Genomic DNA, 22904 nt, shown 5'->3' with positions numbered 1-22904 from the left:
CATGGGCACCAGCACCACCCTCGACCAGCCGCGGACGCGTCCCGGCCCGCGGGAGTTCCTCCCCCTGGTGCAGGGCGCCACGCTGATCGAGTGGACCGGAACGGGCCTCTTCCTCGCCGTCTCGACGATCTACTTCGTCAAGGTCGCGCACCTCAGCACCTCGGTCGTCGGCACCGGTCTGACCATCGGCGGCGCCGTCGCCGTCGCCGCCGCCGTGCCCATCGCGCGGCTGGCCGCCCGGTTCGGACCGAAGCCCGTGCTGATCGGTGTGATGCTGCTGCGTGCCCTGGCCACCGTCGGCTATCTCGGGGTGGACGGCTGGTGGAGCTTCCTCCTGGTGGTCGCCGTCATCGCCGTCACCGAACAGTCCTCGCCCCCGCTGGTCCAGTCGTACGTCGGTGCCCGCGCCCCGGACAGCCTGCGCGCGAAGGTCATGGCCGTCCAGCGCACCGTGGTCAACCTCGGCATCAGCCTCGGCGGGCTGATCGCCGGGGTCGCCCTGGGCACCGGCTCGCCGGAGGCCTTCCGGCCGCTGCTGATCGGCGGCGCGCTCGCCTACGTGGTGGTCGCCGCGGTGTACGCGACGGCGCGGAAGGAGGAGGCCGCGACGACGGTCGAAAGCGCCCGCGTCCTCGACCTGCTCAAGGACCGCCGACTGCTGGGCTTCACCGCGTACAACGCGCTGGTGTCGCTCTGGATGCCGGTGCTCAACGTGGCCTTCCCGCTCTGGCTCGTCACCGGGACCGACGTCCCCGAGCGCTACGTCGGCATCCTGTACGCGGTCAACACCGTGCTGTGCATCGCCCTCCAGTACCCGCTCAACCCCTGCTACCGCACCACGCGCCGGGCCTGGCTCTCCTACGCCGCCGCGGCGCTGCTGCTGGCCGGGGGCGCCCTGGCCTTCGCCGCCGCACCCGGCTTCGGCCCGCGGCAGGCGCTGCTGGTGCTCGGCGGGGCCGTCGTCCTGCTGACCTTCGCCGAACTGCTCCAGGTCGGCGCCTCGTGGACCCTCTCCTTCGACCTGGCACCGGAGGGCGCGCGCAGCGCCTACCTGGTGCTGTTCAACACCAGCCGCACGGTGGCCAACCGGGTCGCGGGCCCGGTGCTGATGACCGGCGTCGTCCTCGCCCTCGGCACGGCCGGCTGGATCGCGCTCGCCGGTGTCCTGCTGCTCGGCTCGCTCGTCCCCTTCGCGATGCTCCGTGCGGCGCGTGCCACCGGCGGCTGAACCCGCCCCTTCGTACCGTTCCCGTCCCGACCGCCCCACCCGCCGTACTCGCTCACCCGCCCCACTCGCCCCACTCGTCAAGGAGCCCCTCCCGTCATGGACTTCGAGCACTACCCCGACAGCGACTTCCGCTACCTGTCCCGCGCGGACGTCGTCGAGGCCGCGCGCGGCCTGGACATCGTGGCGACGGTCGCCGAGGCGCTCACGCTGCACTCCGCCGGACAGTCCGTCCTCCCCGAGGAGGCGTACCTCGGCTGGACCACCCCGCAGGGCGACGCGGCCAGGCTGCTGGCCATGCCCGGCGCCCTGACCCGGCCGGGGCGGCCCCCGGTCGTCGGCATGAAGACCATCAACGCCTCCATCGGCAACCCGGGGCGCGGCATACCCCGCTCCCAGGGCTTCACCCTGCTCCTCGACCCGGAGACCGCCCGGCCCCTCGCCCTGATGGAGGCCGCCTACATCAGCGCCATGCGCACCGCCGCGGTGACCGCGCTCGGGGTACGCCACCTGGCGGTGGCGGAACCGCGCGGACTGGCCCTCCTCGGCTGCGGCCCCCTCGCCCGGGCACACATCGCGCTGCTGCTGCCCACCGTCCCCACCCTGCGCCGGATCGCCCTGTACGACGTGGCACCCGACCGGGCGAAGTCCCTCGCCGAGCACATCGCCTCGCTGCCCGGTGCGGAATCCATCGAGATCGTCGTCGCCGAAGGGCCGCGCGAAGCGGTGCAAGGCGCCGAACTCGTCGTCCCGGTCACCACGGTGACGGAGGGGTACATCGAGCCGGACTGGCTGCGGCCCGGCGCGCTCGTCTGCCATGTCTCGCTGGACGACCTCACCGAGGCGGCCGTGCTCGCGGCGGGCACGGTGATCGTCGACGACTGGAGCCTGGTCCGGGACGACCCCCGGCGGCTGCTCGGGCGGATGCACCGGGCGGGCACCCTGCTCGGCCCCGACGGCACCCCGCGCGAGGGGGTGGCCGCCCGGCCCGGGGCGCGTCCCGTGGACGGCACGCTCGGCGACGTCCTCGCAGGGCGGCACCCCGGCCGCCGTGACCAGGACGAGACCGTGATCAGCAACCCGTTCGGCATGTCGATCCTCGACGTCGCCGTGGCCGACCGCATCCACGCCCGTGCCGAAGCCGCCGGTCTCGGCGCCCGGCTCACGCTCTGAGGGGAATCCGCATGTCGATCGATCAGAACATCCAGGAGATCAACCGCACCATGTGGTCGTACGGCGAGTACCGGCACGTCGCCGACCTGCTGCGGCCGGGCGCCGTCGACCTGGTCGACCGGCTCGCCCCCGCCCCGGGCACCGCCCATCTGGACGTGGCCACCGGCAACGGCAACGTGGCGCTGCTGTCCGCCCTGCGCGGCTGCCGCGTCACCGGTCTCGACCTGACCGACGAGTTCTTCCCCGACGCCCGCGAACGGTTCACCGAGGCCGGTGTCGAGGTCGAACTGCACCGGGGCGACGCCCAGGAACTCCCCTTCGAGGACGCCTCGTTCGACCTGGTGACCTCCACCTACGGAATCCAGTTCGCCCCCGACCACGCCGCCGCGGGCGGGGAGATCGACCGGGTACTCCGGCCGGGCGGCCGGATCGGCATGTGCAACTGGACGGCCCGGAGCTGGACCGCGCACTTCCAGGCGATCCTCTCCTCCTACTTCCCCTCGCCCAACGGCCACCAGGGGCAGCCCATGCTGTGGGGATCGCCGGACTACCTCGCCGAACTCCTCGGCCCCGGTTTCACCGTCACCGCCGAACGCCGTGAACTCTTCTACCCGTTCGACGCTGCCGAAGAACTGGTGGCCTTCTTCGAGAACTGCTTCGGCCCCTGCATCGCGGCGAGGAACACCATCTCGCCGGCCTCGCGGTGGAAGGAACTGCGCGCCGAGATGGTCGAGATGACCGAGGGGTTCCACACCACCGACGAGCGCGGCACCGGCGTCCCCGTCGAGTACCTGCTGGTCGTCGCGGAGAAGCGGGCGGCGCGGTGACCGGCATACCCGAGCACTACCCGCGGCTCCCGCTGGCCGAGGGGGCGCGGGAAGAGGCCCTCGCCGCGGCCCTCACCCGGCACGAACCGTACGAGCTGGGCGACAAGGTCCACACCTACGTCGAGCGGTTCGCGGCCCAGGACCCCGGCCGGACCGCGATCGAGGACGGCGGCACCGTACTCGGATACGGCCGGCTGGCCGAGCTGACCCGGTGCACCGCCGCCGAGCTGGCCGCCGCCGGGATCGGGGAGGGGCGGATCGTCGCGGTCGGCGGCCGGCGCGGTGCCGACGTCGTCGTGGCCTTCCTCGCCCTGGAACTGCTCGGCGCCGTCTATCTGCCGGTGGACGCGGCCTGGCCCGCCGCCCGCGTCGAGTCCCTGCTCACCGACAGCGGCGCCGCCCTGCTGCTGACCACCGGCGCACCGGAGGACCACGGCGAACTGGTCAAGGGCGCCCGCGCGGCCGGCGTCCCCACCGCGTCCCCGCGACCGGCCGGCACCCCGTACCCCGGCACCCGGCCGCCCGCCCCCGACGAGGTGCGCTACGTCCTCTACACCTCGGGCTCGACCGGCCGTCCCAAGGCCGCGGTCGTCGAGCACCGGGGGATGCTCAACCACCTCTGGGCCAAGGTCGACGACCTCGGCCTCACCGCCGACGACCGGCTGGCCCAGACCGCGCCGCTGAGCTTCGACATCTCCGTCTGGCAGATGCTCGCCCCGCTGCTCGTCGGCGGCCGGGTACAGGTCTTCGCCGACGAACAGGCGCAGGACGGCGCCCTGCTCCTGGCCGAACTGCGCGAACGGGGAACCACGGTGCTGGAGACCGTGCCCACCCTGATGCGCTTCCTCCTCGACGCCCAGGAGGGTGCGGGGACCGGCCCCGGCGCGCTGCGCTGGATGATCGCCACCGGCGAGGAGCTGCCCCCGGCCCTGGCCCGGCGCTGGCACGACACCCTGCCCGGGATCCGGCTGCTCAACGCCTACGGACCCACCGAGTGCTCCGACGACGTCACCCACGCCGAACTCGGCCCGCCCGCCCCCGGCGTGCGCCACCTCCCGATCGGCTCACCCGTCGGCAACGCCGAACTGTACGTCCTGCGCGAGGAGGACGGGCTCTGGCACGCCTGCGCGCGCGGGGAGGCGGGGGAGCTGTTCGTCGGCGGACTCGTCGTCGGGCGCGGCTACCTCGGTGACCCGGAGCGCACCGCGCGCGCCTTCTTCACCGACCCCTTCGGCGACGACGGCGGACGCCTCTACCGCACCGGGGACGCCGTCCGCGCGGGGCGGGACGGCCAACTGGAGTACCTGGGCCGGGTGGACCGGCAGGTGAAGCTCGGCGGCGTACGCATGGAACTCGCCGAGATCGAGGCTGTCCTGGGCAGCCACCCCGCGGTCGCCGCCTGCGCCGTCACCGTCCACACCCCCGACGACACCGGGGCCCTGGTCGCCCGGGAGAGCGCCCACACCCCGGCGGCCGCGGAACCGCCCCGCCTCGTCGCCTATCTCACCGCCTCCGGCGACGAACCGGCCGAAGCGGAGCTCCGTACCCACCTGGCCGACCGGCTGCCCGCCCCCATGGTGCCGCGCACCTTCGTCGTCCTGCCCCGGCTCCCGCTCACCCGCAACGGCAAGACCGACTACAAGGCCCTGCCCGCACCGCCGCGCCGCAGCCGCCCCGACACCCGCGCGTACACCCCGCCGCAGGGCGAGGCGGAGACCGCGATCGCCGGACTCGTCGCCGGGCTCCTCGGCACCGGCCGGGTCGGCCGGAACGACAGGTTCCTGGAACTGGGCGGCGACTCGCTGCTCGCCATGCGGCTGGTCGCCGCCCTGCGCGGCACCGGATCGGCGGCCGGACTGCGCGATGTACTGCGCGACGGCAGCCCCGCCGCCCTCGCCGCACTCGGCCGCGACCGGCTCCCCGTCACCGGCGCCCGCCCGCCCGCACGGCCGGACGGCGCACCGCGCACCCGGCCGCTCACCCCGCAGCAGGCCGGCGTCTACTTCCACTGGCGGCTCGACCCGCTCAGCCCCTACTACAGCTACCAGGGCTCCCTGGAGCTCGACGGCCCCCTCGACGTGGAGCGCCTGGCCCGGGCCTGGGACCTGCTGCTCGCCGAGAACCCGCTGCTCCTCGCCCGGTTCGAGGAGACCGACGGCGGGGAATCGGGGGACGAGGTCGTCCACAGCTACCCGCACTGGAAGGTGCCGCTGCCCACCGCCGTCCGGGACGCCACCGCCGAGCAGTTCCGCGCGGTGGCCGCCGAAGAGGCCGCCAGGCCCTTCGACCTCCTGGCCGAACCGGCCCTGCGCACCGAACTGTTCGTCCTGCCGGGCGGACAGCACCGGCTCCTGGTCACCATGCACGAACTCCTCCTCGACGGCTGGGGAGCGACCGTGCTCTTCCAACGGCTGGCCGAACTCTACGAACACCGGCCCGCCGCCCCCGACCCCGAACGGGCCACCCGCTACGACCGCTACCTCGACCACCTGGCCGAACGGCTGGCCACCGACGAGGTCGCGGCGGCGGGGGAGTACTGGCAGCGCCGCCTCGCCGGCGAACTCCCGGCCCTCCAGATCGCCCAGAAACCACGCCCCGCCGCCCCCACCTACCGGGGCGGCGTCACCGAGACGGTCCTGGACGAGGAACTCTCCCGGCGGCTGCGCGACGCCGCGGTGGCCGCGTCCGCCACCGCCTTCGTCCCCCTGCTGGCCGCCTACGCGCTGGCGCTGGGCTACTACGGTGACGCCGACGAGGTGGTCGTCGGCGCCCCGATGGCCGGACGGGAACGGCCGGAGACCGCCGACGTACCCGCCTTCACCCTCGCCATGCTGCCGCTGCGCCTGCACCTCGAACCGGACGCCACCCTCGCCGAGTTCACCGCGCAGGTCAGGGAGACGGTGTACGACGCGTACGCCGCCGCCGAGCACCCCTTCGGCTGGACGCTGCGACGGCTGCCCGCCGCCTCCCGGAGCTCGTCCGCCACCCCGGTCTTCCAGACCATGCTCAACATGCTGCCCTACCCGGCACGGGCCACCACCGCCTCCGACGTCCGGTTCCGCTTCGTCGAACTGGACACCGGCTACACCAAGTACGACTGCGCCCTCTACGTCCAGCCGCACGGCCCCGGCCGACTCCTCCTCCAATACGCCTACCAGCAAGAACTGCTCGACGCCCCGGCCGCCCGGAACGTACTGGAATCCACCCTGATCGCGCTGCGGGCCCTCACCGACCCGCGGCGCGCCGAGCACACCACCGTTCGCTCCCTCGACCTGCTGCCCGGAGACGATCAACGATGACCACGCCGACCCTGCTGGAACGATTCGCCGAGCAGGTGGCGGCCCACCCCCGGGCCGTCGCCCTGCGCCACACCGGCACCAGCGTCAGCTACCGCGAACTCGACGAGTGGAGCGGCCGGCTGGCCGCCCGGCTCACCGCCAAGGGCACCGGCCCCGGCTCCCTGGTGGCCCTGGCCGCCCAGCGCGGCCCCGCCGCCGTCGCCGGAGTCCTCGCCGTCCTGAAGACCGGTGCCGCCTACCTGGGGCTGGACCCCGCGATCCCCGTACGCCGGCAGCGCCGGATGGTGGAGGAGACCGGACCGCACTGCGTCCTGGCCGAACCCGGACTCGACCAGTTCCCCACCCTGGACGCGCCGCGCGTCACCCTGGCGCCGCTCACCGAGGGCCCGCTCCACCAGGCGCCCGAGCGGGAGCCGGACGAGGACGCGCTCTTCCACATCGTCTACACCTCCGGAACGACCGGAAACCCCAAGGGCGTACGCGTCGGCCACCGCTCGGTCCGGGGCCGGCTGGAGTGGATGTGGCGGGACCACCCGTTCCCCGCCGACGCGGTGCTCGCCATACAGAAGTCCCTGGCCCTGGTCGCCTCGCCCTGGGAACTGCTGGGCGGACTGCTCCAGGGCGTCCCGTCCGTCGTGCTCGCCACCGACGAACTCCTCGACCCCGCGCTCTTCGCCGCCGTCGTCGAGCGGGAACGCGTCACCCACCTCTTCCTCACCCCGCAGCTCGTCGCCGGACTGCTGGAGGAGAGCGCCGCCCGCCCCGGCGGCCACCAGCCGGTCCTGGTCACCAGCGGCGCCGACACCCTGCCGGTGGCGACCGTCCGGCGCTTCCACGAGGTCTGGCCCGACGCCACCCTGCTCAACCTGTACGGCATGACGGAGACCGCCTCGAACGTCGCCGCGTACGACACCGCCCTGCTGCCCGCCGACGCCGAACGCGTCCCGGTCGGCGCCCCGGTGGCGGGCGCCTCGCTCACCGTCCGCGACCGGCACGGCCGCCGGCTGCCGCCCGGCACGACCGGCGAGGTCTGGGTCTCCGGCCCGCCCCTCGCCCTCGGCTACGTCGGCGGCGACGGCGAGGACCGCTTCACCACCGACGACACCGGAACCCGGCACTACCGCACCGGCGACCGGGGCCGCCTGCTCCCGGACTCGGGCCTGGAGATCACCGGCCGCGCCGACAACCAGATCAAGGTGCGCGGCTACCGCGTCGAACTGGAGGAGATCGAGGCCGTCCTGCGGAAGGCCCCCGACATCGCCGAGGCCGGGGCCTACGCGGAGACCGAGGACGGCGAGACGCGCATCGTCGCCTGCGTCACCGCCACCGGCGACGAACCCGCCGAGGCCGCCCTGCGCGCGTACCTCCGCGACCGGCTGCCCGACTACATGCTCCCCGCCCGCGTCCAGCGCGTCCCGCACCTCCCCCTCGGCACCAACGGCAAACTGGACCGCGCCGCCCTGCGCACCCTCGTCGCGGACATCGGCCGGCCCGGCGAGACCGCGTTCACCCCGTCCGACGACACCGAGGCCGCCGTCGCCGCACTCTGGGGCGAACTGCTCGGCACCCCGCCCGCATCGGCCGACCAGAACTTCTTCGATGCCGGGGGCCACTCCCTGCTCGCGGTACGGCTCGCCAACCGGCTGGCCGCGGTGGCGGGCCGCCGGGTCCCGCTGCGCCGCATCCTCGGCGCCCCCACCGTCACCGCGATCGCCGCCACGTGCCGCGAGATCCAGCGGGAGGAGCGGATATGACCAGCCCCTGGCTCACCCTGCCCGGCGACCGCACGGCCGCCACCAGCACCCTCGTCGTCTGCTTCGCACCCACCGGCGCCCACGGCTCCACGTTCGCACACTGGCGCGGCCGGCTCCCCGAGGACACCGCCCTCGCCACCGTCGTACCCCCGGGCCGCGGCACCCGTGTCGACGAGGAACCCGTCACCGACATGGCCGCCTTCGCCGACGCGGTGGCGGACGGGATCCGCGAACTGCGGGACGGGCGGCGCCTGGTGCTGATCGGCGTCAGCCTCGGCGCCCTGCTCGCCTACGAGACCTGCCGCCGCCTGCTCGACTCCGGGGTGCCCGTCGCACGGCTGTGCGCGGTGGCCGCACAGTGCCCCGGCGACTTCCACGGACACGGCGAGGAGGTGACCGTCGAGGACGCCCGCGCCTTCGTCACCGGGACCGGACTCACCGATCCCGAACTCCTGGCGGACCCCGAGTTCGAGGAGGTGCTGCTCCCACCCGTCCTGGCCGATCTCCGGCTGGCCGCCGGGTACGACGGCCGCCCGGGAACCGTCCCCGAGGTCGAACTGCGCGCCGTGTGGGCCACCGACGACCCGCACGTACCCGAGGCCGCCGTACGCCGCTGGACCGGATGGACCCGCGGGGCCTGCACCCTCACCTCCGTCGAGGGCGGGCACTACGCCCACCAGGAGAACCCCGCCGCCGTCATCGCCGCCTGCCTCGACGGACTCCCCGGCACCCGGCCGTCGCGGCGCTCCGTGCTCGGCGCCGGGGCGACGGCCGTCGCCTCCACGGTGCTCGGCCTCGGCGCGGTGGCCTCGGCGGCCCCCGAGGCACGGGCCGACGCCCCCGCGGCGACGGAGAAGGGCGACGCCTCCTTCGACGGCGACCCCACCGACCCGGTGGCCCTCGCCGTCGCCATGATCCGCCAGAACACCAGCAACCCGGGCGACGGCGCCGAAACGCTCCCGCTCGCCCGGATGCTCCAGGGCGTCTTCCGCTCCGCCGGGGTCACCACCGAGATCGTGCCCACCCCGAAGGACGGCAACGTCCACTTCCTCGCCCGCGTCCCGGGCAGCGGACCGGCCACCCGCAAGCCCCTGGTCCTGCTCGGCCACTCCGACGTGGTGCCCGCCATCGGCGACCGCTGGGAGACGGACCCCTTCGCCGCGGAGATCAAGGACGGCAAGCTCTACGGCCGCGGCGCACTGGACATGAAGGGCGTCAACGCGGCCTTCGTCGCCGCCCTGCTGCGCCACGTCCGCGAAGGAGCCGCCTTCGACCGCGACATCGTCTTCTGGTCCGACTGCGACGAGGAACAGGGCCCCTACGGCGTGCGCTGGTTCCTCACCGAACACCCCGGCAGGGTCACGGCCGGAGCGGTCATCACCGAGGGCGGCTGGGTGCTCAACCAGCGCGACGGCACCACACCCATGATCGCCTCGCTCACCTGCAACGACAAACGGTCCCTGCTGCTGCGCCTGGAGACCGCGTCGTACGCCACCCACACCTCCAAGCCGTTCAGCGGGCAGGCGGTGATCCGGCTCGGTGAGGTACTCGACCAGCTCGGGCAGTGGCGCGCCCACATCCGCCCCAACGCCCTGTCCCGGCGGTACTTCGCCGAACTGGCCGAGGCCACCACCGACCGCTCCTTCGCCCGGGCCCTGCGCGAACTGCTCGACGCCCGCACCGACCGGCAGCGGGACAGGGCCGGGGAGGAGGTGGTACGGCTCAGCGAGACCCCGGAGCTGCACAACGCGATGCTCCGGACCACCCTGGCCTTCACCGCCGCCCGGTCCGGCTACTACCCGAGCATCGTGCCCGGCACGGCGACCGCGGAGTTCCGGGCCGCCTTCCTGCCCGGGGCGGAGGACCCCGGACGCGTCGTCGCCGAACTGCGCTCGCTGATCGGCAACCAGGCGACACTGAGCGTCGTCGGCAACCCCGGCGAGACCGAACAGCAGGCCCTGGACCGGCTGCGCGGCTACCTCGCCACCCCCGACTCCAGCTACGACACGGACGTCTTCCGCGCCTGGCAGAACGCCGTACGCCACACCCACCCCGGCGTACGGGCCACCGCCTGCCAGTTCGAGGCGGTCACCAGCGCGGTGCCGTTCCGGGAGGAGAACATCCCCGTGTACGGCATGTACCCGTTCACCGTGAACCGGGACATGCTCAAGCGTATGCACGGCACCGACGAGCACATCGGGGTCGAGGCCCTGCGCCGGGGCACCGAGACCGTCTACCAGCTCCTGGCCGGACTGCGCACCGACACCTGAGCCACCGGCGCGCCGTACGGGACGGGGCCGGGCCTCTCCCGTACGGCGCGCCACCGGATCACTCCACACTCACCCAGTCCAGGGTGCGCCGCACGGCACGCTTCCAGTCCGCGTACCCCCGCGCCCGACGCTCCTCGTCCCACTGCGGTTCCCAGCGCCTGGACTCCTGCCAGTGCTCCCGCAGTTCGTCCTGGTCCCGCCAGAACCCGGTGGCCAGACCGGCGGCGTACGCGGCGCCCAGCGCCGTCGTCTCGGCGACCATCGGACGGCTGACCGGGACGCCCAGCACATCCGCCTGGATCTGCATGCAGAGATCGTTGGCCGTCACCCCGCCGTCGACCTTGAGCACATCGAGATGGACGCCGGAGTCCTGCTCCATCGCCTCCACCACGTCCCGGCTCTGGTAGCAGATCGACTCCAGGGTGGCCCGCGCCAGATGGGCGTTGGTGTGGTAGCGGGCCAGACCGACGATGGCGCCCCGGGCGTCCGAGCGCCAGTACGGGGCGAAGAGCCCGGAGAAGGCCGGGACGAAGTACATCCCGCCGTTGTCGTCCACCGTCCGGGCGAGCCGCTCGCTCTCGCTCGCCTCGCTGATCACCTTCATCTGGTCCCGCAGCCACTGCACCGCCGAACCGGTGACCGCGATGGAGCCCTCCAGGGCGTAGACCGCCGGGGCCGTACCGAAGCGGTAGGCGACCGTGGTCAGCAGGCCGTGCCGCGAGCGGACCGGCGTCGTACCGGTGTTGAGCAGCAGGAAGTTGCCGGTGCCGTAGGTGTTCTTCGCCTCGCCGGGCGCGAAGCACACCTGCCCCACCGTCGCCGCCTGCTGGTCGCCGAGGACCCCGGCGATCGGGACCGCGGCCCGCAACGGGCGGGACGTGCGGGTCCGTCCGTACGCCTCCGCGTCGGAGGACGGCCGGATGGCCGGGAGCATCGCCCGGGGGACTCCGAAGATCTCCAGCAGTTCTTCGTCCCAGTCCAGCGTCTCCAGGTCCATCAGCATCGTCCGGCTGGCGTTGGTCACATCGGTGGCGTGGACACCGCCCTCGGGGCCGCCGGTGAGGTTCCACAGCACCCACGAGTCGGTGTTCCCGAACACCGCGTGCCCCCGCTCCGCGGCCGCCCGGACGCCGTCGACGTGGTCAAGGATCCACTTGATCTTCCCGCCGGAGAAGTACGTCGCCGGGGGCAGCCCCGTCTTGTGCCGGATCACCTCCCCGTGCCCGGCGTCCTCCAACGACTTGGCGATCGAGTCGGTGCGGGTGTCCTGCCACACGATGGCGTTGCAGTACGGCCGCCCGGTGCGCGGATCCCACACCACGGTCGTCTCGCGCTGGTTGGTGATCCCGAGGGCGTGCAGGTCCGTGCCGCTCAGCCCGCCGGTGCGCAGCGCGGTCTGCATCACCGAGTTGGTGCGCTCCCAGATCTCCACCGGATCGTGCTCCACCCAGCCGGGGCGGGGCATGATCTGCTCGTGCTCCAGCTGGTGCCGGGCCACCTCGTTGCCGCCGTGATCGAAGATCATGAAGCGGCTGCTGGTGGTGCCCTGGTCCACCGCGCCGATGAAGTCCGCCATGGCATGCCGCCTCTCCTGGGTCCCGGTCCGCCGCGCGGACCGGCGCTCATTTCTCGGGCAGTACGGGGATGCTGCCCTCCGGCTCCTCCTCGGGCGAGGGCAGGAAGGTGCTGATGAGGACCTTGTAGACGAACGCCCCCATCGGGCCGCCGACCAGCGGGCCGATGATGGGCACCCAGAAGTAGAGCTCCCCGTACTGGTCGCGCCAGGCTCCGCCGTATCCGGTGAGGAAGCTCGCGAGCCGGGGGCCGAGGTCACGGGCGGGGTTGATGGCGTACCCGGCGTTGGTGCCGAACGCCATGCCGATGGCCACCACGATGAGCCCCACGACGAACGGGCCGAGGTTGGCGCCCGGCGGGGTGTTGAGGAGGTCGGTCACCGCGAAGATCAGCAGGACGAGGATCGCGGTGCCGATGACCTGGTCGCGAAAGGCCCCCCACTCATGGATCGGCAGCGCGTGGTTCCCGTTGGCGGGCAGTGTGGAGAACACCGCCTGTGTCTTGATCGTGTGCCCCGGGTCGACCTTGGCCAGCGCCTCCGAGTAGTTCCACCGAACCAGCAGCGCCGCCACGAACGCGCCCGCCAGTTGGGCGAGCGAGTAGGGCGCGACCTTCCTCCAGGGGAAGCCCTTGAACGCGGCCAGCGAGACCGTCACCGCCGGATTGAGGTGGGCGCCGCTGAGGCGGCCCGCCACATAGACACCGAGGGTGACCCCGAGCCCCCAGGCCCAGGCGATGCTGTCGTGGTTGCCCAGACCTCCCGGCGGATCGGTGAGCGCGCCGCCCGCCGCGACCTGGGCCACGACCCCGCAGCCGAAGAGGATGAGGATCAGGGTGCCGAGGAACTCCGCGGAGAGCTCCCCGGCGAGTCCCGAGTTCCTGAGTCGCCCCATGGGGAACTCGCTTCCTGTCGGTCCGCGGGGATAGGGGTCGTGGATACGGATTTGAGCGTAAAGGGAGGTATGTGATTCCGCATGCGGTTCACGGCTCTCCCGGACCGGGGGTGCCACCGGACGGGACACCCGGTGGGGGTATCGTCGGGCCCGTACCGCAGGACTCGTACGACCCAGGATTCGAGGCAGCCGTGGATCGCGGACGGACCCGCGCACCGGGAGCGTTCCGGTTGCTCGTGCTCTGCGCCGCCCTGTTCGGGCTGTTCCTCATGCACGGAGCACCGGCCGGCGCGGCGGCGGGCTGCCACGACGCCGGGGCGGCGATCGCCGCCGCGCCGGGTACGGCGACGGCCGGTGGCCACGCCGCCATGGCCGAGGGCCACGGATCCGAGCGGGTGGCCGTCGCGGCGCCCGCGGCGGACGGCGAGTCCTGCGTCTTCACCCAGTCCCGGGACCGGGTGCTGCCCCTGCTGATGGCGCTGGGGCTGCTGGTGCCGGTCACGGGCGTGGCCTCCGCTGCCCGCACCGCCGTACGGGGACCGGCGCGGCGAGGACCGCCGTTCGCCGGCCGGGGGCTGCTGCTCCAGGTGTGCGTCGCGCGGACGTGACAGGGATCCGCCGGTCCATGGCCTTCGGGCCGGACCGGCCGGACCTCCCTGCCCTTCCGCGCCACGGACGTGGCGCGCCCACACACCTGGAAAGAGAACCGCGATGTCTGCTTTCGCGCCCTTCGCCGCCCGCCGCCGTACGCTCGCGGCGGTCGGCACCGCCGCCGTGCTCGCCCTGGCCCTGACGGCCTGCGGCTCCTCCGACGACTCCTCGGACGGTTCGTCCATGCCGGGCATGGACCACGGCTCGCCCAGCGCCTCCGCCCCGGCCGCCGCCGGTACGTTCAACGACGCGGACGTGGAGTTCGCGCAGCAGATGATCCCGCACCACCAGCAGGCCATCGAGATGGCACGGCTGGCCGACCGCCGGGCCGCCGACGCCGAGATCAAGAAGCTGGCCTCCGCGATCGAGGACGCGCAGGACCCCGAGATCAACACGATGAAGGAATGGCTGACGTCCTGGGGCAAGCCGCTGCCCGACGCCTCGATGGGTGACATGCCCGGGATGGACCACGGCTCGGACGGCGCGGGCATGCCCGGAATGATGTCCGACAAGGAGATGGACGGCCTCGAGGCGGCCAGGGGCAAGGACTTCGACAGGAAGTTCGCCCAGCTCATGATCGGCCACCACGAGGGCGCCGTCACCATGGCCGAGAAGGAGCAGAAGGACGGCGGGAACGCCGACGCGAAGAAGCTCGCCGAGGCCGTCGTCACGGCCCAGACCGCCGAGATCGAGCAGATGAACAAGATCCTCGACCGGCTCTGACCCCGCAGGGGGCGCGGGTTCCCGTACGTCCTTCGTACGGGAACCCGCGCCCACTGCCGCTCAGGCGGAGTCCGCCGGCGCGGCGAGCAGCTCGGCCACCTCCTCGGGGGTGGTCTCCCGCAGCTCCTCGTCGACCAGCAGCCACCGGGTGATGGAGACCGCTTCGAGGAACGGCAGATCGTGGCTGGCGATGAGCAGCGCTCCCTCGTAGGACTCCAGGGCGCTGGTCAGCTGCCGCACACTGGCGATGTCGAGATTGTTGGTCGGCTCGTCCATCATCAGGAGCTGCGGGGCCGGCGCGGCGAGCATCGTGGCCGCGAGCGCGGCGCGGAACCGCTCACCGCCCGAGAGGGTGCCCGCCGGCTGCTCGGCCCGCTTCCCCTGGAAGAGGAAGCGGGCGAGCTGGGAGCGGATCTGGTTGTCGGTGACCCCGGGAGCCAGCCGGGCCGTGTTCGCCGCGACGCTCAGCTCCGGGTCCAGCACATCGAGCCGCTGCGGGAGGAACCGCGTCGGGACGAAGGTCCTGGCCTCGCCGGACAACGGGGCCAGCTCACCGGTGAGCGTGCGCAGCAGTGTCGTCTTCCCCGCGCCGTTGCGGCCGACGAGCGCGATCCGCTCCGGGCCGTTGACCTGGAGCGTGCCCTCGCGCAACCGGCCGAACCGCGGGCGCAGTTCGTCCAGGGTCAGCACGGTCCGTCCGGCGGGCACCGCCGTGTGCGGCAGCCTCACCCGGATCTCGGCGTCGTCGCGGATCGCGTCCGCGGCCTCCTCGCGCCGCTCGCGCGCCTCGTTGAGCCGGTCCTCGTGGAGGCCGCGGAGCTTGCCCGCCGACTCCTGGGCGGACCGCTTGCGGCGGCCCGCCAGGATCTTCGGCAGGCCACCATCCAACTCGGCCTTCTTTCCTGTGCGTTGACGTCGCGCCAGCTTCGTCCGGGTCTCCTCCAGTTCGCGCTTCTGGCGGCGCACGTCCGCCTCGGCGGCGCGCAGTGTCCGCCCGGCCGCCTCCTGCTCGGTGGCCACGGCCTCCTGGTACGCGGACCAGCCGCCGCCGTACCAGTTCACCGAACCGGCGCGCAGCTCGGCGATGCGGTCCACGCGCTCCAGCAGTTCACGGTCGTGGCTGACCACGATCAGCACGCCCGAGTGCCAGGAGTCGACGGCTTCGTACAGCCGCCGGCGGGCGAACAGGTCCAGGTTGTTGGTGGGTTCGTCCAGGAGGAGGACGTCGGGGCGTTCCAGCAGCAGCGCCGCGAGGCGCAGCAGCACGGTCTCCCCGCCGGACAACTCGCCCACGGTGCGGTCGAGTCCGATGTCGCCGAGGCCGAGCGAGCCCAGGGTCGCCAGGGCCCGTTCCTCCACGTCCCAGTCGTCGCCGATCGTCTCGAAGTGCTTCTCGTCGACGTCCCCGGACTCGATGGCGCGCAGCGCCTCGCGCCGTTCGGCGATGCCGAGCGCGTGGTCCACCCGCAGGGTGGTGTCGAGGGTGATGTTCTGCGGCAGGTGGGCGAGGCTGCCGCCGATGGTCACCGTGCCCGCGGACGGGCGCAGTTCGCCGGTGAGCAGCCGCATCAGGGTGGACTTGCCCGCGCCGTTGTTGCCGACGAGCCCGATCCGGCCGCGGCCGACGCTCAGCGAGAGCCCGTCGAAGACCGTGGTGCCGTCCGGCCACCGGAAGGTCAGTGCCGAGCAGGTGAGGGAGGCGCTGGGGGCGGTGGGTGTCGCCATGGATTTCCTCGCAGTCGTGATCGCAATGAAGGGGGGATTCGTATGCGAGCACCACGCGGCGACCGAGCAGCGGAGAAGGATGCGGCTGTCCTGGAAACGAGGGACGGCTCATGCATCGAGGTCGCATCCACGCGGCGGCCACGGGCAGTGCGGAAACACTGCGACGACGTGACAGTCATACGGCGAGAGCCGTACGGCGTGGTGTTCGCGGACCTCAGATGCGCAACGTCCACCTCTATCGGAGACAACAGGACACGGAAACCATAGCGGCAGAGGGGAGTGGTTGGCAATGCTCGCCGGTCCGGCGGGGCGGAGCCCGGAACGCCGCTTCCCTCTCCCCGTGGTGCGAGTCACATTCCGCCCCCGACCGCCGTGCCGCATGCCGCGGATCCCTTTGCCCGCAAGGGTCGTCACCGGGTCGGTGTGAGGTGGATTACCGGAAATGAAATGACTTGATCTTGTTGGGCGATTACATGCGGAAAAAGGGTCTTGTCCCCTTCGGATTCTCTCGTCTACGGTCTCCGTCAATCCGGACGGAACGCCGAATCCTGCCGCTGTCCGGAGCATTCCGACCACTCGTGTACGGCAGGAGCGGGGAACCCAGGTACATCGCCGGTCCGGACATCCGGACGGCTCGGGGTGAAGCCGCGTCGACGCGCGGCCGGGCAGCTCCAGCCCGAACCCGACAGCTCACCTCGCAGGCGACGGAGAGGAACCACCATGTCCTTCACCGGTACGCGCCACCGTCGCGCCGCCACCTCGCTGACCAGGGGATTCATAGCCGTGGGTACGGGAGCGGCCGCCCTGCTCCTGCCGCTGCTCGGTGCCCAGGCCGCTTCGGCGGCGCCGGCCGCCGCGCCCGCCGCGCGGACCGCGGCGTACTCCGACGACCTGGACGGCTGGATCAAGGAGTCGCTGGCCGTCATGGCCGAGCACGGCATCCCCGGCAGCTACGAGGGGATCCACCGCAACGTCCTGCGCGAGTCCTCCGGCAACCCGCTCGCCGTCAACAACTGGGACTCCAACGCCGCCAAGGGGACCCCTTCCAAGGGCCTGCTCCAGATCATCGATCCGACGTTCCTCGCCTACCACGTGCCCGGCACGTCTACGGACAGCTTCGACCCCGTCGCCAACATCACCGCCGCGTGCAACTACGCCGCCGACCGGTACGGCTCCATCGACAACGTCAACGGGGCCTACTGAACCGTCACTCCGGGGCGGACCCGGCCGCCCGTTCCGGAGCCGCGCGGGGCGGAACGGGCACCGTGGCCGCCGCCCCGTTCCGTACCGCCTGCACGGCCGCGTCGTGCAGGCGGCGGCTGTCCTCCTCCGAACAGCACGCCACGGGGCTGCCCACCATGGTGAACCAGTCGATCGCCCCCGAATACTGCACCGTGATCTGGGCCGTGTCCTCGGCCCAGGTCGTGTGCACCGTCAGTTCCCCGGACAGGAGACCGACCTCCTCCGTCAGCACGCCGCCGTGCCCGGAGTACACACCACACGTAGTCCATGACGCCCAAGTCATGCATCCAGGCTGGCACCGGGGCGCCGAATGCGCGACCCATGGGCCCCGTGCCCGCGCCCGATGCCGACCGGGGGAAAAATTCCCGGGGTCCGGCCTTCGGTTCCCGCACCCCCCGATCCTTCGGCGTCCTCTGCTCAGTTAGCGCCAAATCGTCGAAACTGATCACAGGAACAACGAATTCCGAAGGTGAACACCTCTTGACCTGCGGAACACGTCGGGATTGCATAACGCGCTGGGAGCGACGAAACCACTCATCACGTCCTCGTCTGGAGGCGATACCGCTCCCGCGCTCAAACACCGCACTTTTTGATCGGAACCGCACGATGACCGACACGCTCAGCGCACCTCAGGCGCTCGCCCCGGCGACCGGCCCCACTCCCCAGAAGCTCAAGCGCTCCATCGGCGTCGTGGGCGGCACACTGCTCACGCTGTCCTGCGTGACCCCCGCCTCGACCCTCTTCGTGGTCGTGCCGGACCTCTTCTCCAGCCTCGGTACGTACACCGCCCTGACCATCGCCATCGGCTCGCTGCTCTGCATCGCGGTCGCCTTCTGCTATTCGGAACTGGGCACCCTCATCCCCAGCGCCGGCGGCGAGTACGCCATGGTGTCGACCATGGCCGGACGGCTCGCCGGATGGCTCGTCTTCGTGCTGTCGCTGCTCGTCGTGATGATCGTGCCCCCGGTGATCTCCATGGGGACGGCCGACTACCTGGCGCCCATCGTGCACATCCCGGCCCCCCTCGCGGGCGCCGGGGTCATGCTGCTGGCCACCCTCGCCGGCCTGCTGGACCTGCGCGCCAACGCATGGATCACCGGAATCTTCCTGGTCCTCGAAGTGATCGCGGCGGGTGTCGTCGCCGTGCTCGGCTTCGCCCACACCGAGCGCGGCGCGTCCTCGCTGGTGCACGGCACGGTCGCCTCGGCCGGCGGTTCCCACTCCACGGTCACCGCGATGATGGTCGTCTCCGGACTCGCCATCGCGCTCTTCATCACGCAGGGCTTCTCCACCGCGGTCTACCTCTCCGAGGAGCTGGAGAACCCGCGCCGCAACGTGGCCCGCACCGTGCTCGCCACCCTCGCCATCTCCACCGCCGTCATCCTGATCCCGGTCATCGCCATCACCATGGGCGCCCCGGACCTGGCGGCCCTGACCTCCGGCGACCTCGGCACCATGGTCACCGCCTGGTCCAACTCGGCGGTCGGCACCTTCGTCAGCCTCTGCGTCGCCCTCGCGATCATCAACGCGGGCATCGTCATGGTCATCCAGAACTCCCGGGTGCTCTTCGCCTCGGCCCGTGACAAGGCGTGGCCGGCACCGGTCAACAACGCCCTGTCCCGGCTCGGCCGGTTCGGCTCGCCGTGGGTCGCGACCCTCCTCGTCGGCGTCCCCGGCGCGGCGCTCTGCTTCGTCAACCTCGACACCCTGTACGGCGTCACCGGCGTCTCCGTCACCGCCATGTACCTGTTGGTCGCCGTCGCGGCCCTGCTCTGCCGCCGCGGCGCGCACCGCGAGGCGCAGGCCTGGCGGATGCCGCTCTGGCCCGCCGTCCCCGTACTGCTGATCGCCGTGCTGGCGTACATCCTGACCCAGCAGGAGGTCGAGTACCTTCTGTGGACCGGCGGCATCACCGCGGTCGCCACGCTCTACTGGGCGCTCTACCTGCGGCCCCGCCGCGAGACCCGCTGGCTGGTCAGCATCCCGGAGGACGCCCGGTCCTGACCCGGGGGCGCGTCCCGTGCGGTGTCCGGCCCGCCGGTGGAGATCCTCCACCGGCGGGCCGGCCCCGTCCGCGCCCGTCGCCCGACCGGGCGCAGCGCCGTCCCGGCGACGGGCGGACCCACCACCCCTTGCCCACAGTGGGACGAGGAAGGTCGTCGGAGCACGGGGAGCGGTGGCGCGATGGGTGTCGAACGGGTCGGAGTCGTCGTGCACCAGGGCCGCCCCGAGGCCGTCGCCGCCGCGGGCGTCGTACGCGACTGGTGCGCCCGCGAAGGGGTCCCCTGCACGGACATCGACGTGTGGCGGGGCGACGGGCACCGACGCGGCGGGCGCGAGGAGGCCGACGTCGCGGGGCACCCCGATCTGATCGTGACGCTCGGCGGCGACGGCACGTTCCTGCGCGGCGCCAGGATCGCCGCCAAGCACGACGGTGCCGTGCTCGGGATCGACCTGGGCCGCGTCGGCTTCCTCACCGAAGTACCGGCCCATGACGTGGTGCGCGCGCTCGACGCCGTCCACCGGGGCCGGGCGGAGTTCGAGGAGCGGATGACCCTGACCATGCGGGCCTCCCGGGTGCTCGAAGTGCCCCCGGACATCGATGCCCTGATGGGCTACGGGCGGCGCCCGATGCTGCCGCCGCCCCAGCCCGCCCCGGACGCGGAGGTCGCGGCGGAGGACTGGGGCGTGGCGCTGGACGTCACCGCCCTCAACGACGTCGTCGTGGAGAAGCTCGCCCGCGACCGCCAGGTGAGCCTCGGCGTCTACATCGGCGGCCGGCTCCTCGCCTCGTACTCGGCCGACGCCGTCGTCATGGCCACACCCACCGGCTCGACCGCATACAGTTTCGCCGCCGGCGGGCCGGTGGTCTCGCCCCGGATGGACGCGGTCCTCTTCACCCCCGTGGCGGCGCACATGACCTTCGACCGCACCGTGGTCGCCGCCCCCGACGAACCGATCGCCGTACGGGTCCTGCCGCACTCCGGACAGGCCGCGGTGACCATCGACGGCCAGCTGCGCGGCGTACTGGACGCCGGGGACTGGGTCGGCGTCTACGCGGCACCGCGCCGCCTGCGGATCGTCCGGCTCGGCCCGCACGACTTCTACGGGCGGCTGCGCACCCGGATGCGCCTCACGGACGCGCCCGCCACGGCCGCGGACGGCGAGAGCGCGCCGCTCTTCCGCCACGGCGGCCCGGTCCCGCACGACCTCGCCCACCTCCACCTCGCCCCGTGAGCCACCTGGCCCGACGACCCCTGCCACCGGGCCGGCCGACGCCGATATAGTCGGCCGCCGCGGGAGGGCGGCCCCGGGGCAGGAACGGCGCGTCGCGCTCCGGACCCTCGTCGATGCCCACTGCCCCGTCCGCTCGCCACCCACGGAAGGGGCCACGCGATGCCGGCCGTCCTCGTCCTGCTGCTCTCCGGTACCTGGCTGCTGTCCGGGGCCCTGGTGACCGGGACCGATCCGCTGATCGTCGCCGTGGGCCGCACGGCGGTGTGCTGCGCGGTGCTCACCGCCGTCGCCGCCTCGCGCGCGGACGGCCGGGCCGATCTGCGCAGGGCCGCCGCCCGGCCGGGCACCGTATGGCTGCTGGGCCTGCTCGGCTTCGCCGGATACGCGGCGGGCACCCTTCTGGCCATCTCCCGGATCGGTACCTCGCTGGCCAACGTCGTCGTCGCACTGCTGCCGTGCGCCACGGTGGCGGTCGGCGCGCTGTTCTTCGGCGAACGCTCCGGGGCACGTCGGGCGACCGGAGCGGTGCTCGCCTGCGCGGCCGCCGTCGGGTACGCGGCGCTCGGCGCCGGGACGGGCGACGCGGACGCGCTCGGACTGCTCCTGGTCACCGCGGCGACCGTGGCCTTCGCGGTGTACGGCTTCCTCTACCGGAGGCGGATGCCGGGGATGGCGCCGCTCACCGTGCTGCCCGTCCTGCTCGCGGCCGCCACCTGCCTGCTGCTGCCGATGGCCCTGCCCGCGCTGGTCTCGCACCCGCCCACACCCGCCGCGATCGGCGGCATCGTGCTCCTGGGCGGGGCCGTGTACGCCCCCGCCTACCTCGTGCAGCACCGGCTCATCCTGCTGCGCGGGCCGGTCTTCACGGCGGCCGTGCAACTGGCCGTCCCGTTCACGGTGCGGCTCGGTGACTGGGCCCTGGGCACCGGGACCGCGCCCTCCGCCGCGGAACTGCTGCTGCTCGCGGTCTGCTGCGGCGGCGTCGCGCTCGTCACCGTGGAACCCGGTCGGCGGCGGCTCGCCGGCGCGGAGGCGGAATGACGGCGGGCCGAGGAGCCGGCCCGTCGCCGGACGACCCTCCGTCCGGCGGCGGGCCGGGTACGCCCCGACTCAGAAGGTGACGTCCGAGCAGGCGTAGAACGCGTTGCCGGTGTCGGCGATCGTCCAGACGCCGAGGATCAGGTGCTTGCCCGACTTCTGCGGCAGCACTCCGGAGTGGGTCACGGTGGATCCGGGCAGACGTCCGCCGAAGGGCACGGTCAGGAACGGCTGGGGATCCAGGTCGGCCCTGGTCAGCGGCTTGGTGGGGTCGTAGCCGTCCTTGGTGATGTAGTACCGGAAGTCGGTCGTGGCGTGCCGCGCCTCGATCTGCCAGCGGAACGTGTAGCTCTGCCCCGCGGTGACCTTCGTGGCGGGCCAGTTGCCGCCGCGCGGGTCGTCGAGCTCGGAGAACCGGCCGATGCCGCCGGCGCAGATGGTGCCGTCGACCGGCCCGCGGGCGGGGAAGCCCTTGGGCCCTTCGACGCTCGGCGGCTCCCACTGGACCTGGCCGCAGTTGCGTACGGTGCCGAGGCCGCAGAGCTGCTGACGGCTGATGGGGGCGTCGGTGTAGCCGTGCGCCTGGGCGCTGCCGGTCGTGGCGAGCAAGGAAGCTCCGGCGATTCCGAGACCCAGGACGAATGAAGTGATCTTTCTGCGCATGCTTCGCTCCTGAGGGAGGTGTGGGGGCGCTGCGAGACGAGTGAGGGGAGTGGCATCCCACCCTCACTAGGTCTAGACCAACTCCGAGACTAGTCAGAGGCGTTGGTCATGTCCATACCATTGGCGCCCGATCGCGCGAGGGGGTCCGTGTGGTGCTGGAGTTCTCCCGCCCGGCGGATGTCAAGGACCTCGAACAGGTCATCGTCGATCGGATCTGGACACGCGGACGAGTGGCGCCACCGGCTGCCGGCGGGTCGAGCGGTGCCCCATCGCGGTTCTCGTCCTCGTCCGGCCTTTCCGCATCCGGGAGTTGGCGAATCCCTGCCGACAACTCCGGGGAATTACCCAGGCAATGGACTAATCGACCCTGGTCATTCGGGTCGGTGGGGGCGACTACCGGACATCCGTGATCACGGTCGCCGGGGACGTGGGCGGTGGAGGCGGGGGAGGCAGGTGCCGGCTTCCGCCGGAACTGCTGAGGCTGCGTCAGGCGGCCTTTGCTGCCGCGGGGTTGGTCGCGAACCCACTTCCGGCGAAGGGCCGGTGGGGCGGGGGCGGCAATTTCCGATATGAAAAGCAATTAATATGAGTGGCAATTTGAGGTGGCTT

17 protein-coding genes and 1 riboswitch are annotated in these 22904 nt (G+C 72.6%); of the genes, 12 read left to right on the top strand and 5 right to left on the bottom strand.

What is annotated here, in order from left to right; genetic code table 11:
• The first annotated feature begins 1 nt into the window (after window position 1).
• From ACWC97_RS00870 to ACWC97_RS00845, 6 genes are all read left to right on the top strand, one after another.
• Window positions 2–1228 (top strand): MFS transporter, encoded by a 1227-nt coding sequence (locus ACWC97_RS00870; RefSeq protein WP_352276593.1) that lies wholly within the window; start codon window positions 2–4, stop codon window positions 1226–1228.
• Window positions 1229–1324: 96 nt separating this feature from the next.
• Window positions 1325–2398, top strand: a complete 1074-nt coding sequence (locus ACWC97_RS00865; protein WP_352276594.1) for an ornithine cyclodeaminase family protein — start codon at window positions 1325–1327, stop codon at window positions 2396–2398.
• Window positions 2399–2409: 11 nt separating this feature from the next.
• On the top strand, window positions 2410–3225 hold the full coding sequence (locus ACWC97_RS00860) for a class I SAM-dependent methyltransferase (RefSeq protein ID WP_352276596.1): 816 nt from the start codon (window positions 2410–2412) through the stop codon (window positions 3223–3225).
• Window positions 3222–6524 carry an amino acid adenylation domain-containing protein gene (locus ACWC97_RS00855; RefSeq protein WP_450646595.1) on the top strand — a complete coding sequence of 1101 codons (3303 nt, stop codon included), beginning with the start codon at window positions 3222–3224 and terminating at the stop codon, window positions 6522–6524. Before ACWC97_RS00860 ends, ACWC97_RS00855 begins: the two co-directional genes overlap by 4 nt.
• Window positions 6521–8278 (top strand): non-ribosomal peptide synthetase, encoded by a 1758-nt coding sequence (locus tag ACWC97_RS00850; RefSeq protein ID WP_352276599.1) that lies wholly within the window; start codon window positions 6521–6523, stop codon window positions 8276–8278. Before ACWC97_RS00855 ends, ACWC97_RS00850 begins: the two co-directional genes overlap by 4 nt.
• Window positions 8275–10548, top strand: a complete 2274-nt coding sequence (locus tag ACWC97_RS00845; RefSeq protein WP_352276601.1) for a M20/M25/M40 family metallo-hydrolase — start codon at window positions 8275–8277, stop codon at window positions 10546–10548. Before ACWC97_RS00850 ends, ACWC97_RS00845 begins: the two co-directional genes overlap by 4 nt.
• Before the next feature lie 58 nt (window positions 10549–10606).
• Here ACWC97_RS00845 and glpK read toward each other — a convergent pair whose 3' ends face one another.
• Both glpK and ACWC97_RS00835 read right to left on the bottom strand, forming a co-directional pair.
• Entirely contained in the window at window positions 10607–12124 is a 1518-nt protein-coding gene (gene glpK / locus ACWC97_RS00840; RefSeq protein ID WP_450646593.1) for a glycerol kinase GlpK, read from the bottom strand.
• A gap of 46 nt (window positions 12125–12170) precedes the next feature.
• Complete coding sequence (locus ACWC97_RS00835; RefSeq protein ID WP_352276605.1) at window positions 12171–13016, bottom strand: MIP/aquaporin family protein; 846 nt, start codon at window positions 13014–13016, stop codon at window positions 12171–12173.
• 191 nt (window positions 13017–13207) lie between these two features.
• Here ACWC97_RS00835 and ACWC97_RS00830 point away from each other — a divergent pair, with 191 nt between their 5' ends.
• Both ACWC97_RS00830 and ACWC97_RS00825 read left to right on the top strand, forming a co-directional pair.
• A complete protein-coding gene (locus ACWC97_RS00830) occupies window positions 13208–13624 on the top strand; it encodes a hypothetical protein (RefSeq protein WP_450646591.1) in 417 nt (138 codons plus the stop codon).
• Window positions 13625–13727: 103 nt separating this feature from the next.
• Entirely contained in the window at window positions 13728–14390 is a 663-nt protein-coding gene (locus ACWC97_RS00825) for a DUF305 domain-containing protein (protein WP_450646589.1), read from the top strand.
• 60 nt (window positions 14391–14450) lie between these two features.
• On the opposite strand, the gene ACWC97_RS00820 is transcribed toward ACWC97_RS00825, so the two are convergent.
• Complete coding sequence (locus tag ACWC97_RS00820; RefSeq protein ID WP_352276610.1) at window positions 14451–16115, bottom strand: ABC-F family ATP-binding cassette domain-containing protein; 1665 nt, start codon at window positions 16113–16115, stop codon at window positions 14451–14453.
• Between the two features lie 529 nt (window positions 16116–16644).
• A riboswitch (cyclic di-AMP (ydaO/yuaA leader) is annotated at window positions 16645–16834 on the top strand.
• 1 nt (window position 16835) lies between these two features.
• Between ACWC97_RS00820 and ACWC97_RS00815 the strand changes: the two genes are divergently transcribed.
• A complete protein-coding gene (locus ACWC97_RS00815; RefSeq protein WP_352276612.1) occupies window positions 16836–17318 on the top strand; it encodes a transglycosylase SLT domain-containing protein in 483 nt (160 codons plus the stop codon).
• 4 nt (window positions 17319–17322) lie between these two features.
• Here ACWC97_RS00815 and ACWC97_RS00810 read toward each other — a convergent pair whose 3' ends face one another.
• Entirely contained in the window at window positions 17323–17640 is a 318-nt protein-coding gene (locus ACWC97_RS00810) for a hypothetical protein (protein ID WP_450646587.1), read from the bottom strand.
• 323 nt (window positions 17641–17963) lie between these two features.
• On the opposite strand from ACWC97_RS00810, the gene ACWC97_RS00805 reads away from it, so the two are divergent.
• The 3 genes from ACWC97_RS00805 to ACWC97_RS00795 all read left to right on the top strand — a co-directional run bounded on the left by ACWC97_RS00805 (window position 17964) and on the right by ACWC97_RS00795 (window position 21635).
• On the top strand, window positions 17964–19361 hold the full coding sequence (locus ACWC97_RS00805) for an APC family permease (RefSeq protein ID WP_352276615.1): 1398 nt from the start codon (window positions 17964–17966) through the stop codon (window positions 19359–19361).
• A gap of 180 nt (window positions 19362–19541) precedes the next feature.
• Entirely contained in the window at window positions 19542–20594 is a 1053-nt protein-coding gene (locus tag ACWC97_RS00800) for an NAD(+)/NADH kinase (RefSeq protein WP_352276616.1), read from the top strand.
• A 159-nt stretch (window positions 20595–20753) separates the two neighbouring features.
• Window positions 20754–21635 carry a DMT family transporter gene (locus ACWC97_RS00795; RefSeq protein ID WP_450646584.1) on the top strand — a complete coding sequence of 294 codons (882 nt, stop codon included), beginning with the start codon at window positions 20754–20756 and terminating at the stop codon, window positions 21633–21635.
• Between the two features lie 69 nt (window positions 21636–21704).
• On the opposite strand, the gene ACWC97_RS00790 is transcribed toward ACWC97_RS00795, so the two are convergent.
• Complete coding sequence (locus tag ACWC97_RS00790) at window positions 21705–22295, bottom strand: lytic polysaccharide monooxygenase auxiliary activity family 9 protein (protein WP_352276619.1); 591 nt, start codon at window positions 22293–22295, stop codon at window positions 21705–21707.
• Between the last annotated feature and the right edge of the window lie 609 nt (window positions 22296–22904).

The sequence above is a fragment of the Streptomyces sp. NPDC001108 genome (genome assembly GCF_053598535.1).
This window is presented reverse-complemented; position numbering and strand designations above follow the sequence as displayed.

Coding starts and splice junctions, on each gene's coding strand:
- ACWC97_RS00870 (WP_352276593.1), top strand. CDS start 2: ATGGGCACCAGCACCACCCTCGACCAGCCGCGGACGCGTCCCGGCCCG.
- ACWC97_RS00865 (WP_352276594.1), top strand. CDS start 1,325: ATGGACTTCGAGCACTACCCCGACAGCGACTTCCGCTACCTGTCCCGC.
- ACWC97_RS00860 (WP_352276596.1), top strand. CDS start 2,410: ATGTCGATCGATCAGAACATCCAGGAGATCAACCGCACCATGTGGTCG.
- ACWC97_RS00850 (WP_352276599.1), top strand. CDS start 6,521: ATGACCACGCCGACCCTGCTGGAACGATTCGCCGAGCAGGTGGCGGCC.
- ACWC97_RS00845 (WP_352276601.1), top strand. CDS start 8,275: ATGACCAGCCCCTGGCTCACCCTGCCCGGCGACCGCACGGCCGCCACC.
- glpK (WP_450646593.1), bottom strand. CDS start 12,124: ATGGCGGACTTCATCGGCGCGGTGGACCAGGGCACCACCAGCAGCCGC.
- ACWC97_RS00835 (WP_352276605.1), bottom strand. CDS start 13,016: ATGGGGCGACTCAGGAACTCGGGACTCGCCGGGGAGCTCTCCGCGGAG.
- ACWC97_RS00825 (WP_450646589.1), top strand. CDS start 13,728: ATGTCTGCTTTCGCGCCCTTCGCCGCCCGCCGCCGTACGCTCGCGGCG.
- ACWC97_RS00820 (WP_352276610.1), bottom strand. CDS start 16,115: ATGGCGACACCCACCGCCCCCAGCGCCTCCCTCACCTGCTCGGCACTG.
- ACWC97_RS00815 (WP_352276612.1), top strand. CDS start 16,836: ATGTCCTTCACCGGTACGCGCCACCGTCGCGCCGCCACCTCGCTGACC.
- ACWC97_RS00810 (WP_450646587.1), bottom strand. CDS start 17,640: ATGACTTGGGCGTCATGGACTACGTGTGGTGTGTACTCCGGGCACGGC.
- ACWC97_RS00805 (WP_352276615.1), top strand. CDS start 17,964: ATGACCGACACGCTCAGCGCACCTCAGGCGCTCGCCCCGGCGACCGGC.
- ACWC97_RS00800 (WP_352276616.1), top strand. CDS start 19,542: ATGGGTGTCGAACGGGTCGGAGTCGTCGTGCACCAGGGCCGCCCCGAG.
- ACWC97_RS00795 (WP_450646584.1), top strand. CDS start 20,754: ATGCCGGCCGTCCTCGTCCTGCTGCTCTCCGGTACCTGGCTGCTGTCC.
- ACWC97_RS00790 (WP_352276619.1), bottom strand. CDS start 22,295: ATGCGCAGAAAGATCACTTCATTCGTCCTGGGTCTCGGAATCGCCGGA.